The organism is Halomonas rhizosphaerae, assembly GCF_030010555.1.
Lineage (GTDB): Bacteria > Pseudomonadota > Gammaproteobacteria > Pseudomonadales > Halomonadaceae > Halomonas > Halomonas rhizosphaerae.
In genome coordinates this window covers 105,666-119,534 of sequence record NZ_JASCQP010000011.1, presented here as the reverse complement: position 1 = coordinate 119,534, position 13,869 = coordinate 105,666, and the positions used below count along the sequence as shown (strand labels likewise).

General features: G+C 69.8%; 12 protein-coding genes. 6 read left to right on the top strand and 6 right to left on the bottom strand.

The window, feature by feature from the left end; all coding sequences use genetic code 11:
• Positions 1-4: 4 nt before the first annotated feature.
• Genes QLQ83_RS03695 through pilM form a run of 4 tightly spaced genes read right to left on the bottom strand, consistent with a single transcriptional unit; the run spans position 5 to position 2,788 of the window.
• Complete coding sequence (locus QLQ83_RS03695) at positions 5-544, bottom strand: pilus assembly protein PilP (RefSeq protein ID WP_282734211.1); 540 nt, start codon at positions 542-544, stop codon at positions 5-7.
• The gene (locus tag QLQ83_RS03690) at positions 541-1,173 is read right to left on the bottom strand and encodes a type IV pilus inner membrane component PilO (protein WP_282734210.1); all 633 of its coding nucleotides are present in this window, start codon (positions 1,171-1,173) and stop codon (positions 541-543) included. Before QLQ83_RS03690 ends, QLQ83_RS03695 begins: the two co-directional genes overlap by 4 nt.
• Positions 1,170-1,730 carry a PilN domain-containing protein gene (locus QLQ83_RS03685; protein ID WP_282734209.1) on the bottom strand — a complete coding sequence of 187 codons (561 nt, stop codon included), beginning with the start codon at positions 1,728-1,730 and terminating at the stop codon, positions 1,170-1,172. The genes QLQ83_RS03690 and QLQ83_RS03685 overlap by 4 nt, the downstream gene beginning before the upstream one ends.
• A complete protein-coding gene (gene pilM / locus QLQ83_RS03680; RefSeq protein WP_282734208.1) occupies positions 1,727-2,788 on the bottom strand; it encodes a type IV pilus assembly protein PilM in 1,062 nt (353 codons plus the stop codon). Before pilM ends, QLQ83_RS03685 begins: the two co-directional genes overlap by 4 nt.
• Before the next feature lie 265 nt (positions 2,789-3,053).
• Between pilM and QLQ83_RS03675 the strand changes: the two genes are divergently transcribed.
• Together QLQ83_RS03675 and QLQ83_RS03670 are read left to right on the top strand one after the other, a co-directional pair.
• The gene (locus QLQ83_RS03675) at positions 3,054-5,582 is read left to right on the top strand and encodes a penicillin-binding protein 1A (protein WP_282734207.1); all 2,529 of its coding nucleotides are present in this window, start codon (positions 3,054-3,056) and stop codon (positions 5,580-5,582) included.
• A gap of 110 nt (positions 5,583-5,692) precedes the next feature.
• A complete protein-coding gene (locus QLQ83_RS03670; protein WP_407650029.1) occupies positions 5,693-6,457 on the top strand; it encodes a DUF481 domain-containing protein in 765 nt (254 codons plus the stop codon).
• Positions 6,458-6,538: 81 nt separating this feature from the next.
• On the opposite strand, the gene QLQ83_RS03665 is transcribed toward QLQ83_RS03670, so the two are convergent.
• Complete coding sequence (locus QLQ83_RS03665; protein ID WP_282734206.1) at positions 6,539-7,810, bottom strand: malic enzyme-like NAD(P)-binding protein; 1,272 nt, start codon at positions 7,808-7,810, stop codon at positions 6,539-6,541.
• A 260-nt stretch (positions 7,811-8,070) separates the two neighbouring features.
• Complete coding sequence (rpmE, locus tag QLQ83_RS03660) at positions 8,071-8,283, bottom strand: 50S ribosomal protein L31 (protein WP_040185115.1); 213 nt, start codon at positions 8,281-8,283, stop codon at positions 8,071-8,073.
• A 147-nt stretch (positions 8,284-8,430) separates the two neighbouring features.
• On the opposite strand from rpmE, the gene QLQ83_RS03655 reads away from it, so the two are divergent.
• The 4 genes from QLQ83_RS03655 (at position 8,431) to hslV (ending at position 13,867) form a co-directional block, all read left to right on the top strand.
• The gene (locus QLQ83_RS03655) at positions 8,431-10,674 is read left to right on the top strand and encodes a primosomal protein N' (protein WP_282734205.1); all 2,244 of its coding nucleotides are present in this window, start codon (positions 8,431-8,433) and stop codon (positions 10,672-10,674) included.
• 102 nt (positions 10,675-10,776) lie between these two features.
• Positions 10,777-12,462, top strand: a complete 1,686-nt coding sequence (gene argS / locus QLQ83_RS03650) for an arginine--tRNA ligase (RefSeq protein ID WP_282734204.1) — start codon at positions 10,777-10,779, stop codon at positions 12,460-12,462.
• Between the two features lie 3 nt (positions 12,463-12,465).
• On the top strand, positions 12,466-13,197 hold the full coding sequence (locus QLQ83_RS03645) for an SPOR domain-containing protein (protein WP_282734203.1): 732 nt from the start codon (positions 12,466-12,468) through the stop codon (positions 13,195-13,197).
• A 151-nt stretch (positions 13,198-13,348) separates the two neighbouring features.
• Entirely contained in the window at positions 13,349-13,867 is a 519-nt protein-coding gene (gene hslV, locus QLQ83_RS03640) for an ATP-dependent protease subunit HslV (RefSeq protein WP_282734202.1), read from the top strand.
• Positions 13,868-13,869 lie beyond the last annotated feature (2 nt).

Here is a 13,869-nt window from a genome sequence, read left to right as displayed (position 1 = left end):
GGCGTCATGTTGTCGAGTCGTCGAGTGTCAGCCGCGTGCTGCGCTCGGTCCAGCCGCCCCGCCCGGTGGGCACGATCTCCACCAGCTGGACCGAGGCTCCGGTGATGCCGATGATGCGTCCGAAGTCGGACCCCATGTAGTTGCCGGTGCGCAGGCGATGCACCTTGCCGTCCGGCGCCTGGATCAGGGCCGAGGGCTGCCCGCCCACCGTGAGGGTGCCCACCAGCTCGAGCTCGCTCAGGTCATAGGCCTCCAGCGGCTCCTTGGGGCGCGATTCGTCCGGCGCCAGGTCGCTGTCGGCACCGCCCCCGGGCAGCTCCTCGGGCTCCGGCAGGCGCGCCTGGAAGGGGCTGCGCTCGTCGGCGAAGTCGTAATCCACCGAGGTGTAGGTCGGCATGGGCGGCACCGGCTCCAGATTCACCTCGCCGGGGTCGACCCGCATCGCCTCGAGCTCCCGCTCGAGGCCGGGCAGGTTCGCGTCGCGGCAGGCCCCCAGGGTGAACAGCAGTGCCACCAGGGCGCCTCTGGCCAGCCAGTGAGTCATGGCGTTCCCTCCTCGGCGGTGGCCTGGGGCGGGCGGTAACTGTAGGTCTTGGCCAGCATCGACAGCTGCAGGCGGTTGCCGTCATCGACCGGCGCCAGGCTGAAGTCATGCTGGGTGACGATGCGTGGCAAATCGGCGACGCCGGCGATGAAGGAGGCGATGCGGTGGTAGTCGCCGTTCACCCGGATATCGAAGGGGCGTTCGGTGTAGAACTCCTGGAGAGAGGGACTGCGCAGGCGGATGAAGTCGATGGAGAGCTGGTTGTCGAGGGCCGTTTCACTGATGTCGTCGATCAGCGACGGGATCTCGGGACCGCCCGGGAGCATGGCCACCAGCCCCGCCAGCCGCTCGTCGAGCTCCTCGACCTGTTCTCGCAGCGCCGGCAGGTTGGCGGCCTGGGCCGACTTGCTGCGGTAGTCGCGCAGCAGGCGCTGCTCCTCGCGCTGGGCCTGCTCGAGCTCCTCGACCTTGGGTGCGGCCAGGTACCAGTACATGCCGGCGAGGGTCAGGCCCAGCACCAGCACACAGCAGATCAGCTGCAGCAGGAAGGGCCAGCCACCGGACTCCTTGATGTCCAGCTCCCCCCAATCCATGTCGCGCAGTCGACGAACTTCCGTGGACAGATTCATGGCGCCTCCGTGCCTTCCCCGTCGGGCATCTGCTGGTTCACGCTGAGGTTGAAGCGACGCATCTCGTTGTCGGTGGATTCCACCTCGGAGAGCACCGGGACGTCGAAGACCTGAGAGGCCTCCAGCTGGCGCAGCTGGTCAGAGACCCGACGGTTGTCCTCGGCCAGGCCGGTGAGCCGCAGCTGACTGCCCTGGCGGTTGAGCCCGGAGTAGTAGACGCCCTCCTCCAGGCTCGCCGCCAGCGCGTTGAAGACATGAACCGTCTGCGGCCGCCCCACCTGCAGCTGCTCGAAGACCTCGATCTGTCGCTTCAGCGACGTGACCTGCTCCTCGTACTGGCTCACCGCGCGGATGTCACGGTCCAGCTCGGCGGTGCGGGCACTGATCAGCTGATGGCGCTGCTGCTGGTCGGCCAACCGTTGTTCGTAGTACCAGGTCATGCCAAAGCCGCCGCCGAGGCCGATCAGCGCCATCAACGCCAGCGCCAGGTAGAACCGCTTGCTGCGCCGGGCACGCACTTCCTCCCGCCAGGGGAGCAGGTTGATCTCGATGGTCATTTGCCTACCCTCATCGCCAAGCCGCAGGCCGTGAGCATGGCCGGGGCATCACCGGCCAGGGTCGGGACGTCGATGCGGGGGTTCACCTTCATGCGCCGGAAGGGGTTGGCGATCACCACCTCCATGCCGCTCTCCTCGGCCAGGCGTTCCGCCAGCCCCGGCAGCACGCTGGTGCCGCCCGCCAGGATCATCCGCCGCACCTCCTGCTTGCGCCCGGCGGTATAGTAGAGCTGCAGCGAGCGCCCCACCTGCTGGACCAGGGTGTCGAGGAAGGGGTCGAGCACGCTGCGCTGATAGTCATCGGGCAGGCCGCCTCGCTTCTTGGCCAGGCCGGCCTCCTCGAGGGTCAGCCCGTAGCGGTTGCGGATCTCGTCGGTCAGCTGGCGGCCACCGAACACGGTGTCGCGACTGTAGGTGACGCGCCCCTCGCGCAGCACATGGAAGGCGTTCATGGTGGCGCCGATGTCCACCAGGGCCACGCACTCCTGCTCGCCCTCGGCCGTGGGCAGCTGGTGGCGAAGCTCCTGGAAGGCGCGCTCCATGGCGAAAGTCTCGACATCCACGGCCGCCGGGGTGAGCCCGGCCTGCAGCACGGCCTCGGTCAGCTGGTTGACGTCCTGCTGGCGACAGGCGACCAGCAGCACGTCCTGCTGGTCGCCGTAGCGCGAGTTGAGTCCCAGCCGCTGGAAGTCGAAGGCGACCTCGCTGAACGGAAACGGGATGTGCTTGTCAGATTCCAGCTGGATGCGCGCCTCGATCTCGTCGTCATCGAGCGAGGCGGGCAGAGTAAGGGTCTTAGTGATGGCGGCACTGGCCGGCACGGCCACGGCGGCGTTGCGCGACCCCGGCCGGGCATGGTCCACGGCGCGCTTGAGGGCGTCCACCACGGCCGACATGTCGCGGATCCGTCGCTCGATCACGGCGCCTTCGCGCAGGGGCCGCACGGCGTAGCTTTCAACCTGGTAGTGACTACCAGCGCGTTTGAGTTCGATGACCTTGACGGTTGCCGAGGTGATATCGACACCGACCAGTCCCTTGCCGGATGCTCTCAGTCGCATCTTGAGTCATGCCCCTGCCTGATCCATGCGGCGTGCCGCTCATTATGATTATCCACTCCGAACCGGGGCGGAACAGATGAAACTCATCATACCCGATCCGTAATCGAAGGTTACATGATATTTCCGGATCTCACACGAATGACGGTGTCGCCACGCGTCAACGCTGGTGACCACTCCCTCGGCTTCCTATAATGGCGGCCGCAAGGGAAGGCCACTTTCATCGCCACCACTCCGCCCCCGTTCCCAGCATGGATACCGCGTTTTCATGAAGTTACTCAGAACCCTGGTTGTCTCCGTCCTCTGGCTGCTGGTCTCGCTCTCCGCCGCCGGGGTGCTGGGCGTGGTGGGTGCCGCGCTCTATTTCGCGCCCGGCCTGCCCGATGTGCGCCAGTTGCAGGACTTCGAGCTGCAGACCCCGCTGCGCATCCTCACGCGCGACGGCAAGCTGATCGGCGAGTTTGGCGAGGAGCGCCGCACGCCGGTGGAGTATGAGGAGATCCCCCAGGAGCTCATCGGGGCCCTGCTGGCCGCCGAGGATGCCACCTACTTCGACCACCGTGGCGTCGACCCCAAGGGCCTGGCGCGTGCCGCGGTGGAACTGGCCGCGAGCGGCGGCGACATCCAGTCCGGGGGCTCGACCATCACCATGCAGGTGGCGCGCAACTATCTGCTGACCCTGGACCGGACCTTCACCCGCAAGATCCGCGAGATCCTGCTGGCGCTGCAGATGGAGCAGATCCTCTCCAAGGAGGAGATCCTCGAGCTCTATGTCAACAAGATCTACCTGGGCAACCGTGCCTACGGCATCGCCGCCGCCGCGGAGGTCTACTACGACCGGCCGCTGGCCGAGCTGACCCTGGCCGAGACGGCGATGATCGCCGGCCTGCCCAAGGCGCCCTCCGCCTTCAACCCGCTGGCCAACGCCGAACGGGCGCTGATCCGCCGCAACTGGATCCTGTTCCGCATGCGGGAGCTCGAGATCATCGACCAGGCGGCCTACGAGGAAGCCGTGCAGGCCCCGGTCACCGCGCGGCGCCACCTCGCCCAGCTCGAGGTGGAGGCCGACTACGTCGCCGAGATGGCCCGGCAGTTCGCCGTGGAACGCTATGGCGACCGGGCCTACACCGGCGGTTATCGCATCCACACCACCCTAGACAGCGAGCTGCAGCCGCTGGCGGGCCAGGCCCTGGCCGGCGGCCTGATCGAATATGACACACGGCACGGCTGGCGCGGCCCAGAGCAGACCGACATCCCGCGCAGCCTGGCCGAGGCCCAGGAACAGACCGGACGCGAGGGCCTGGAGGAGGAACTCGCCGAGTCGCCCGAGATCATGCAGACCGCCCGGCGCGCCGCCGAGCGCAGCCAGACCGAGGTCGAGGGTATCGAGGGCGACGTCAGCAACTGGCTGCAGGTGCTCGAGCGCACCCCCGCCTATGGCCCCCTGCAGCCGGCCATCGTGGTGGAGAGCGAAGGCCGCGAGATGCGGGTGCTGGCCCGCGGCGGCGAGTTGCACACCCTCGACTGGGCCGGCCTGGAGTGGGCGCGCCCCTATCGCAGCGCCAATAGCCGGGGCGCCGCCCCGGGCGCGGCCGGCGAGATCGCCAGCCGCGGCGACCTGGTGCGCATCCTGCAGCGGGAAGACGGCAGCTGGCGCCTCTCCCAGCGCCCCGACGCCGAGGGCTCGCTGGTGGCGATGGATCCCGACACCGGGGCCATCCTGGCCCTGCAGGGCGGCTTCGACTTCGATGCCAGCAAGTTCAACCGCGCCACCCAGGCCCGCCGCCAGTCCGGCTCGATCTTCAAGCCCTTCGTCTACCTGGCGGCGCTGGACAGCGGCGAGATGAACCCGGCCAGCGTGGTCAATGACGCCCCCGTGGTGATGCAGGACGGCAGCAACGACCTGTGGCGCCCGGCGAACTCCAGCGGCGACTTCCTCGGCCCGATCCGGCTGCGCGATGCCCTGGCGCGGTCGCGCAACCTGGTCACCATCCGCGTGCTGCAGTCCCTGGGACTGGATCGCACCATCGAGTTCCTCCAGGGCTTCGGCTTCGCCGGCGATCAGCTGCCGCGCGGCCTCTCCCTGGCACTGGGCAGCGCGAGCCTGACCCCGCTGGAGATGACCAACGCCTATGCGGTGCTGGCCAACGGCGGCTTCCAGGTGTCACCCTGGTTCATCGAGCGGGTGACCCGCGGCGATGACACGACGGTCGTCGACGAGGCCAGCCCGCGCGTCGCCTGCCGCGACTGCCGCGAGGGTGAGCAGACCGTCGAGCTCGACGGCGAGACCTTCGAGGTCGCTCCCCGGGTCGCCGATCCCGCCGCCGTCTACATCCTGCGCGACATGCTGCGCGACGTGGTCGAGCGAGGCACCGCGCGCAAGGCCCTGGAACTCGGCCGCGGCGACATCGTCGGCAAGACGGGCACCACCAACGACCAGCGCGATGCCTGGTTCGCCGGCTTCAACAGCGACCTGGTGTCCACCGCCTGGGTGGGCAAGGACGACAACTCCTCCACCGCCGAGTACGGCGCCCAGGCCGCCCTGCCGATCTGGATGGACTTCATGGGCCAGGCCCTGGAGGACCAGCCGGAGCGCTGGCCGGAGCGGCCGGAGAGCGTGGTCACCGAGCGGGTCGACCCCGACACCGGACGCCTGCTGCGCGATGGCCAGGGCGGCGGCATCGAGGAGCTGTTCATGGCCGACCACCTGCCCGACTTCCAGTCGCGTCGCGTCGAGCGTGAGGTCGAGCGCGAGAGTGGCTCCCAGGGCACCGGCGCCTACGAGGCCATCTTCTAGGCCGACACCCGTAACCCGCGCCGGGCGGCAGGGACGCCGTCCGGGCAGCGCAACCTCGCACGCCGCTTCGGGCAGCTACCGACATCCGGCAACCCGGGGAGACTGACACCATGCCGCATACCGCGACACTCCCTTCGATGATTCGATGGGCGGCCCTCTGCGGCCTGCTGACGATCGCCGGCGGCACTCAGGCCGGCCCCTTCTACGCCCCGCCACCGCCCAAGGAGGATGACCAGGGCTTCAGCGGCAGCGCCGAACTGGGCTATACCCACCTCTCGGGCAACACCGAAAGCCAGACTCTGATCGGCAAGGGCCGGCTCATCTGGGTAACCGGCGACTGGACCCAAAGCCTGCGCGGCGAGGTGCGCAACGTCTCGCGCAACGGCGACACCAGCGCCGAACAATATCTGGTGGCCGGCCGCGAGCGCTACGAGCTCGACGGCCCCCACTATATATTCGGCTTCGCCCGCTGGGAGAAGGACCTGTTCAGCGGCTACGACCAGCAGTTCACCACCATCGGCGGCTATGGCCGCGACCTGCTCGACGGCAGACGACACCGGCTCTCGCTGGAGGCGGGCCCGGGCTACCGCTACGACCGCATCGAGGGGGAGGAGAACGCCTCCCTGGGCGTGGCCTACGGGGCGCTGGCCTACGAGTGGTCCTTCTCGGAGACTTCCAGCCTGGAGCAGGAGTTCTCGGTGGAGGCGACCGATGACAACACCACCTCGCGCTCGCTGACGTCGCTCACCTCACGGCTCAACTCCCATCTGGCCCTGCGGCTCTCCCACGAGATCCGGGACAACTCCCGACCGCCGGAGGGCGCCGAGGCCCGCACCGACCATACCACCAGCGCCTCCCTCCTCTACGACTGGTAGCCACCCGCGTCCCGCACGCCACAGACGACGCCGCCGGCCCGAGGGCCGGCGGCGTCGTGCAACGGGGAAGGCCTCCGCGGCTCAGCCGCCGTAGACATCATCCACGCTCTTCAGCGGGTAGTGGGAGGGATAGGGCTTGCGCGCCACCCCGGAGTCCACCGCGGCCTGGGCCACCGCCGAGGAGATCCGGTCGAGCAGGCGGATGTCCACGGGAGTGGGAATGATGTACTCCGGCCCGAAGCTCATCTCGTCCATCTCGTAGGCCTCCAGTACCTCCTGCGGCACCGGCTCGCGGGCGAGGTCCTTCAGGGCGTGGACGGCGGCGACCTTCATCTCCTCGTTGATGCGGGTGGCGCGCACGTCGAGCGCCCCGCGGAAGATGAAGGGAAACCCCAGCACGTTGTTGACCTGGTTGGGGTAGTCGGAGCGGCCGGTGGCCATGATCACGTCCGGGCGCGTCTCCCGGGCCACGTCGGGGTGGATCTCCGGGTCCGGGTTGGTGCAGGCGAAGACCACCGGGCTGGGGGCCATGCTGCGGATGTGGTCGGCACTCATCAGTCCCGGGCCGGAGAGGCCGACGAAGACGTCGGCCCCCTCGATGGCGTCGGTCAGGGTGCGCTTGTCGGTCTCCACGGCGAACATCGCCTTGTACTGGTTCAGGTCCTCGCGACCGCTGTGGATCACCCCCTTGCGGTCGAGCATCACGATGTTCTCGGGATGCGCGCCGCAGGAGACCAGCAGCTTCATGCAGGCGATGGCCGCGGCGCCGGCCCCCAGGCAGACGATGCGGGCGCTGTCCAGCGACTTGCCGGCGATCTCCAGGGCATTGAGCATGCCCGCGGCGGTGACGATGGCCGTACCGTGCTGGTCATCATGGAACACCGGGATGCTGCACTGCTCGACCAGCGCCTGTTCGATCTCGAAGCACTCCGGGGCCTTGATGTCCTCGAGGTTGATGCCGCCCCAGGTGTCGGCGATGCGCGCCACGGTGTCGATGAAGGCCTGCGGGCTCTCGGCGTTGACCTCGATATCCACCGAGTTGATGCCGGCGAAGCGCTTGAACAGCACCCCCTTGCCTTCCATCACCGGCTTGCTGGCCAGCGGGCCCAGGTTGCCGAGACCGAGGATGGCGCTGCCGTCGGAGATCACTGCCACCAGGTTGCCCTTGCCGGTGTAGAGGTAGGCGTTCTCCGGGTCACTGGCGATCTCGCGAACCGGCTCCGCCACGCCCGGGCTGTAGGCCAGGGAGAGGTCGCGGGCGGTGGCGGTAGGCTTGGTGAGCTCCACCGACAGCTTCCCGGGGATGGGTTTCGCGTGGTAGTCCAGCGCCGCCTTCTTCTTCGCGTCAGTCATGCTGAGAGGATCCGGTAAACAGTGGGAGGTCGGCTAGCGTATACAAAAAGCCCGTCGCGCTCAACTCGGCAGACATCTACCCTGTTGTACGCTCGTTTGAAGACGTTGTCGACCATTTGGCGACACTTATGGCTGAACCCGCCAGCCATAACGCTTTGCTTATCCTGACGGCCGGCAGACAGCCAACGTGAGCGCCGACAGCCGGGCATAAAGAAACCCGCCACGATGGGCGGGTTTCTCGCTGCGTCTTGCCTGGCGGCTCAGCGCTTGATGGCGGCACCGAAGCGCTTGTTGAAGCGCTCGACGCGACCACCGGTGGTCGCCTGCTTCTGCTTGCCGGTGTAGAAGGGGTGGCACTGGGAGCAGACGTCCAGGGAGAAGTCATGACCGGCGGTGGTACCGACCTCGAAGGTGGCGCCGCAGGAACAGGTCGCGTTGACCGTCTTGTAATCCGGGTGGATACCTTGTTTCATCTTGAGCCTCATGAAGCTGTATGCCGCCACCTGATCTTCTGCCAGGCACCGCATACGGGTTGTCTGTAGATGCGAACCGGTTGCCGCCACGCACTCGGGGTGTCCGCAGCGGCGAAGCATTCTAGCAGAGCCGACGCCGGAGGCCAATTGCCCGATTCCCCCTGCCCGCCCGTGCCACGCGTACTAAGCGTTGCCGTGCCCTCGCCGCTGCGCCGGCTATTCGACTACCGCCCCTGCCGCGACTCTCCCCCGGGGGGCTGGCAGCCCGGCCTGCGGGTGCAGGTACCCTTCGGCCGCCGGGAGGTCGTCGGCGTGGTCGTGGAGTGCCGCGACGAGAGTGAGCTGCCGCTCGCGAGCCTCAGGCCGGTGGCGGGCTGCCTCGACGAGGGCCCGCTGCCGGCCGACTGGCTGTGGCTGTGCCGCTTCGCCGCCCGCTACTACCAGCATGCCCTCGGCGACACCCTGCACCAGGCGATGCCGGGGCTGCTGCGCCAGGGCCGGGCGCTCGAAGCCCGCACCCGCGAGCGCTGGAGCGTCACCGCGGCCGGCCGCCAGGACGCTCCGCCGGGCCTCGCCCGAGCCCCTCGCCAGACCGAACTGCTGACCATGCTGCGCCAGCACCCCCACGGGCTGGTCAGCCAGGCGATCCTCGCCCAGTCGTTCAGCCGCGACCAGCTGCGGGCCCTGGCCGACAAGGGCCTGGTGGCCCGTCACGAGGAACCCCTGGCGGCCTCGCCGCCGGCCGAGGGCGACGCGGGGCTGGCCGACCCCGCCCTGCCGCTCAACCGGGAGCAGGCCGTGGCGCTGGCCGCCATCCACGAGCGGCTCGACGGCTTCCATCCCTGCCTGCTGCATGGCGTCACCGGCAGCGGCAAGACCGAGATCTACCTGCAGCTGATCGAGGCGGTCATCGGCCGTCATCGCCAGGCCCTGGTGCTGGTCCCCGAGATCGGCCTGACGCCCCAGACCCTCGCCCGCTTCCGCCGCCGCTTCCGGGCGCCGGTGGTGGCACTGCACTCGGGGCTCACCGACCATGAGCGCCTCGATGCCTGGGAAGCCGCCGCCAGCGGCCGGGCGCCCATCGTGCTGGGTACCCGGTCGGCCATCTTCACCCCCCTGGCCCGCCCCGGGGTCATCATCGTCGACGAGGAGCATGACGGCTCCTACAAGCAGCAGGACGGCCTGCGCTACCATGCCCGCGACCTGGCCGTGGCCCGCGCCCACCACCATCGCATCCCGCTGGTGCTGGGCAGCGCCACCCCGTCGCTGGAGTCCCTGCAGCGGGCGCTGCAGGGCGACTACCGCCACCTGCGCCTGACCCGTCGGGCGAGCCGCCATGCCCCGGCGCGCCTCGAGCTCGTCGACCTGCGCGGCCGCCGCCGCCAGGGCGGACTGATCCCGCCGGTGATCGAGACGGTCCGCGACACCCTGGCCGCCGGCCACCAGGTGCTGGTCTTCATCAACCGACGCGGCTTCGCCCCCACCCTGGCCTGCCATGCCTGCGGCTGGATGGCCGAGTGCGACCACTGTGATGCGCGCATGACCCTGCACCGGCAGCCGCCGCTGCTGGCCTGCCACCACTGCGACCGGCGCCGCGCCCTCCCCGACGCCTGCCCAACCTGCGGCAGCGTCGACTTGCGCCCGCTGGGCAGCGGCACCGAGCGCACCGAGGAGACCCTGGCGTCGCTGTTCCCCGAGGTGACGGTGCACCGCATCGACCGCGACAGCACCCGACGCCGCGACGCCCTCGAGCAGATGCTGGCCGAGGTACGCCGCGGCGACCCCTGCCTGCTGGTGGGGACCCAGATGCTGGCCAAGGGGCACCACCTGCCCCACGTCACCCTGGTGGTGGTGGTCAATGCCGATGCCGGCCTCTATGCCAGCGACTTCCGGGCGCTGGAGCATAGCGCCCAGCTGCTCGAGCAGGTGGCGGGCCGCGCCGGCCGCGCCGCGCACCCCGGCCGGGTGCTGGTGCAGACCCTGCACACCGACGACCCCCACCTGCGCCTGCTGGCCGAGCGGGGCTACGACGCCCTCGCCGGCCAGTTGCTGGAGGAGCGGCGGGCCGCCCGGCTGCCGCCCTTCCGCTTCCTCGCCCTGCTGCGCCTCGAGGCGCCCCGCGAGCCGGCCGTGGTCGCCCTGGGGGGCCTGGCCGCCGAGGCCCTGCGCCAGCGGATCGGCGAGCGCGGCCTCGCGGTCGACTGCCTGGGGCCGGTCCCGGCCCCCATGGAGCGGCGCCAGAACCGCTATCACCTGCAGCTGATGCTGGCCGCCGACCGCCGCAGCCAGCTGCACGAGGCCGGCGCCTGGCTGGTCGCCTGGCTCGAGGGCCGCCCCGAGGCGCGACGGGTACGCTGGTCGCTGGACATCGACCCGCAGACCCTGGCCTGACCACACACCTTTAAAGCCCGGCGCCGATTGCCGATAATGGCGCCCCAGACTCGCCCGGCGGTCGCCCCGCACCGCCCACGCCACAGGACACCGGACACTTCCATGAAAGAGACCATCATCGCGCTGCTCGAGGGCGCCCTGGACAACCTCCGGCAGCAGGGCGTGCTGCCCGCCGATCTCGCGCCGACCATCAAGGTCGACCCGACCCGCGACAAGGCCCACGGCGACTACGCCACCAACCTGGCGTTGATGCTGGCCAAGCCGGCCGGCCGCAAGCCCCGCGAGCTGGCCGAGGCGCTGGTCGCGGCCCTGCCGGCGAGCGACGCCGTACAGAAGGTGGAGATCGCCGGCCCGGGCTTCGTCAACTTCTTCGCCGCCACCGACGCCGCCGCCCAGGTCGTGCGCCAGGTGCTCGAGGCCGGGGATGCCTTCGGCCGCAACCTCACCGGCCAGGGCCGCCGGGTGCAGGTGGAGTTCGTCTCCGCCAACCCCACCGGGCCGCTGCACGTCGGCCACGGCCGCGGCGCCGCCATCGGCGACAGCATCTGTCGCCTGCTCGAGGCCACCGGCCACGAGGTGACCCGCGAGTTCTACTACAACGACGCCGGCGCCCAGATCAGCAACCTGGCGCGCTCGGTGCAGGCGCGGGTCAAGGGCATCGACCCCGGCGACCCGGGCTGGCCGGCGGACGGCTACCGTGGCGGTTACATCATCGACGTGGCCAACGCCTACCTGGCCGGGGAGACGGTGCATGCCGATGACCGTCACGTCACGGCGGCAGGCGACCCGGACGACCTCGACGCCATCCGCGACTTCGCCGTGGCCTACCTGCGTCGCGAGCAGGACCTCGACCTGAAGGCCTTCGGCGTGACGTTCGACGTCTACTTCCTGGAGTCCTCCCTCTACGAGCAGGGCAAGGTCGAGGCCACCGTCCAGCGGCTGATCGAGAAGGGCCATACCTTTGAGCAGGACGGCGCCCTGTGGCTGCGCACCACCGACTTCGGCGACGACAAGGACCGGGTGATGCGCAAGTCCGACGGCCACTACACCTACTTCCTGCCCGACGTCGCCTACCACCTGGACAAGTGGCAGCGCGGCTTCGAGACCGTGATCAACGAGCAGGGGGCCGACCACCACTCCACCGTGACCCGAGTGCGCGCCGGCCTCCAGGCCCTCGAGGCCGGCATCCCTCAAGGCTGGCCCGACTACGTCCTGCACCAGATGGTGATGGTCACCCGCTCCGGGGTCGAGGTGAAGCTCTCCAAGCGCGCCGGCAGCTACGTCACGGTGCGCGACCTGATCGACGAGGTGGGCCGCGATGCGACCCGCTTCTTCCTGGCCGCCCGCCGGGCGGACTCCCAGCTCACCTTCGACATCGACCTGGCCCGCTCCCAGTCCAACGACAACCCGGTCTACTACGTGCAGTACGCCCACGCCCGGGTGTGCAGCATGCTGCGCAAGGCCGAGGCCGAGGAGAAGCCGTTCGATCCCGCCCTGGCCATGCAGAGCCTGCCCCTGCTGGAGGCCGACCAGGAGAAGGCGCTGCTCAACCGCCTGGCCCGCTATCCCGAGGTGGTCCAGCACGCCGCCGCCGCCCACGAGCCCCAGCAGATCGCCCAGTACCTGCTCGACCTCGCCGCCGACTTCCACACCTGCTACAACGCGGTGAAGGTGATGGTCGACGAGGACGCCCTGCGCAACGCCCGGCTGGCGCTGGGGTTGGCCACGCGCCAGGTCCTGCGCAACGGCCTCGACCTGATGGGTGTCGGCGCGCCCGAGGAGATGTAAGCCATGGCCAGCAGCCGCAAACCGGCCCCCCGCAAGCGCGGCGCCACCAGCAGCCCGCGGCGCCGCTCCGCCCCGCCCCCGCGCCGCGGCATCCCGGGCTGGCTGTGGGGCCTGGTCGGCCTGGTGGCAGGCTTCCTGCTGGCCCAGCACCAGCAGGGCATCGCCCCCTGGCAGGAGGGCAGCGACTCGCCGCTGGCCACGGTGCTGACCAAACCCGGGGACCGCCAGGAATCCCGGGAAGGCGAACCGGCCGCCACCCCCGAGGAGCCGCCGATGCCGACCTTCGAGTTCTACACCCTGCTGCCGGAGTCCGAGGTGATTGCCCCCGGGGGCAAGGTGCCGGCCTCCACGGCCACCCCGCCGGAGCGCCCCGAGACGCCCGCGGCGACCACCGGCGACGACCCCATCGCCCAGGTGATCGCCGCCAACCTGGACGCCGACGCCACGGCGCCGGACGACCGCCCGGACACTCAGGCGACGGACGACCCGCCGGCCGATGCCCGCTTCATGCTGCAGGCTGCCTCCTTCCGCGAGGCGGGCGATGCCAGCAGGCTGGCGGGCCGGCTGCGTGACTTCGGCCTGCTCGCCAAGATCAGCGAGGTCAAGGCCGGTGGCGGCGACACCTGGCACCGGGTTCAGGTCGGCCCCTACAGCGACCGGCGCGAGCTCAACCGCGCCCAGGACCTGATGGTCACCCAGGGCATCGAGCCGCTGCTGATCCAGCTGCAGAACTGACCCGCCCGACCGGGCGAGGGAGGCACGACCAAGGTTGAATTCCTCGCCCCCCGCCCGCACTTCACTCCCTGAGTTCATCCACGGCGCCCCGGCCCCGCCCGCGGCGCCGCCAGTCATCGGGAGCCCTGTGCTCCCCCAAGGAGTCCCCTCCATGACCACGATCGTTTCCGTGCGCCGCGGTGACCAGGTGGCGCTGGCCGGTGACGGCCAGGTCTCGCTGGGCAATACCGTGATGAAGGGCAACGCCAGCAAGGTGCGCCGCCTCTACCACGGCCAGGTCCTGGCCGGCTTCGCCGGCGGCACCGCCGATGCCTTCACCCTCTTCGAGCGCTTCGAGGCGCAGCTCGAGAAGTACCAGGGCAACCTGGTCAAGGCCGCCGTGGAACTGGCCAAGGACTGGCGCACCGACCGTGCCCTGCGCCGTCTCGAGGCGCTGCTCGCCGTGGCCAACAAGGATGCCTCGCTGATCATCACCGGCAACGGTGACGTGGTGGAGCCCGAGGGGGGCATCATCGCCATCGGCTCCGGCGGCAACTTCGCCCTGGCCGCCGCCCGTGCCCTGCTCGAGAACACCGAACTCGGTGCCCGCGAGATCACCGAGAAGTCCCTGACCATCGCCGGTGACATCTGCGTGTTCACCAACCACAACGTCACCCTGGAAGAGCTCTGACC

What these genes read in the sequence shown, in the direction of transcription:
- QLQ83_RS03665 (WP_282734206.1), bottom strand. Translation starts at nt 7,810, where the DNA reads ATGACTGACGCGAAGAAGAAGGCGGCGCTGGACTACCACGCGAAACCC.
- QLQ83_RS03695 (WP_282734211.1), bottom strand. Translation starts at nt 544, where the DNA reads ATGACTCACTGGCTGGCCAGAGGCGCCCTGGTGGCACTGCTGTTCACC.
- rpmE (WP_040185115.1), bottom strand. Translation starts at nt 8,283, where the DNA reads ATGAAACAAGGTATCCACCCGGATTACAAGACGGTCAACGCGACCTGT.
- pilM (WP_282734208.1), bottom strand. Translation starts at nt 2,788, where the DNA reads ATGCGACTGAGAGCATCCGGCAAGGGACTGGTCGGTGTCGATATCACC.
- hslV (WP_282734202.1), top strand. Translation starts at nt 13,349, where the DNA reads ATGACCACGATCGTTTCCGTGCGCCGCGGTGACCAGGTGGCGCTGGCC.
- QLQ83_RS03685 (WP_282734209.1), bottom strand. Translation starts at nt 1,730, where the DNA reads ATGACCATCGAGATCAACCTGCTCCCCTGGCGGGAGGAAGTGCGTGCC.
- QLQ83_RS03670 (WP_407650029.1), top strand. Translation starts at nt 5,693, where the DNA reads ATGCCGCATACCGCGACACTCCCTTCGATGATTCGATGGGCGGCCCTC.
- QLQ83_RS03675 (WP_282734207.1), top strand. Translation starts at nt 3,054, where the DNA reads ATGAAGTTACTCAGAACCCTGGTTGTCTCCGTCCTCTGGCTGCTGGTC.
- argS (WP_282734204.1), top strand. Translation starts at nt 10,777, where the DNA reads ATGAAAGAGACCATCATCGCGCTGCTCGAGGGCGCCCTGGACAACCTC.
- QLQ83_RS03690 (WP_282734210.1), bottom strand. Translation starts at nt 1,173, where the DNA reads ATGAATCTGTCCACGGAAGTTCGTCGACTGCGCGACATGGATTGGGGG.
- QLQ83_RS03645 (WP_282734203.1), top strand. Translation starts at nt 12,466, where the DNA reads ATGGCCAGCAGCCGCAAACCGGCCCCCCGCAAGCGCGGCGCCACCAGC.